Here is a 1211-nt window from a genome sequence, read left to right as displayed (position 1 = left end):
TGGATAATCTCGACGGGCGCAGCGTAAATCGCGCGCTAGAAGGGCTAAATTTTGCTAGCACGATCTTCATAGTATCCTCCAAATCGGGCGGCACGATTGAAACGATCTCGCTTTTTAAGGTCGTTTTGCAGCGTTTCGGAATTTCAGATTTAAAGACGCTAGCAAAAAATTTCATATTTATCACCGATGCAGGCTCGCCGCTTGATATCTTTGCGCGCGGGCACGGTGCCTGCGTGATAAATATGCCCGCTAACGTAGGCGGCCGTTTTAGCGTGTTAAGTGCGGTAGGGCTAGTGCCCGCAGTTGGGTTAGGTCTTGATGCAAGCGCGATGCTGCGAGGGGCTGCCGTCGCAAAAGAGCGGTATCTGGATGAAATTTTAGCAGGCGATCCCGCTAAAATCGCGGAGAATAAAATTTTACGAAAAGCTCATCACTACGCCACGCACAAAAGTGCGAAAATCAACGTCCTTTTTAGCTACGGCGATGCGCTGCGCGCATTGGGTGAGTGGTATGTGCAGCTCTGGGCGGAAAGCCTAGGTAAAAAGATCGGCTTTAGCCGCGAGGGACTTACTCCTGTAGGGCTTGTAGGCTCGCGCGATCAGCACAGCTTCCTTCAGCTCATAATGGACGGCGTAAAGGATAAGACCGTGACTTTCTTAAAGCTCACGGACAACGGCACTACGGACGCGGTACCTGGTATCAGTCTGCAAGGTCTTGAGGGCTGCGACTTCGTAAACGGCATGCGACTGGATGAGGTGCTAAATCTTCAGTGCGATGCTACGCTGCAAGCCGTGCTAAACGAGGGTATCAGCGTCGATCTAATCGAGGTTTCGCGGCTTTGTGAACAGAGCGTGGGCGAGCTATTTTACTACTTCGAGCTGCTAACCAGCGCTACTGGAGCGATACTGGGCGTCAGCACTTACGATCAGCCGGGCGTCGAGGTAGGCAAGAGAATTTTAAAATCGCTAGTTTTAAAATCGCAAGATTAGAATTTGCTGCGCTAGCTAGACGGAATTTCGTCGGTCTAAATTTTACCAAAGTCAGACTCTACTCGCACCCTATTTTGCTTGGGCAAAATTTTAGAATTTTAAAATTACCGCTGTGAAATTCTGCGCGTAAAATTTACGCCGCGGAATTTTGATTTCTCGCTACGAAGATTTGGAATTTTGTCGCAAAATTTCACGGCAGAATTCCAAGATTGCACCGCGAGG

Annotated in this window: 1 protein-coding gene; it reads left to right on the top strand. The window is 49.4% G+C overall.

Going from position 1 to position 1211, the window contains the following annotated elements; all coding sequences use genetic code 11:
• The coding region (locus Q0236_RS00935) for a glucose-6-phosphate isomerase (protein WP_297913928.1) at positions 1-989 on the top strand (989 nt) is incomplete at its 5' end.
• Between the last annotated feature and the right edge of the window lie 222 nt (positions 990-1211).

Origin of the sequence: uncultured Campylobacter sp. (assembly GCF_938031315.1) — a bacterium.
In the GTDB taxonomy this organism is placed as follows: domain Bacteria; phylum Campylobacterota; class Campylobacteria; order Campylobacterales; family Campylobacteraceae; genus Campylobacter_B.
The sequence above is the reverse complement of the archived record's forward strand: the minus strand, read 5'-3'. Positions and strand labels throughout refer to the sequence as shown.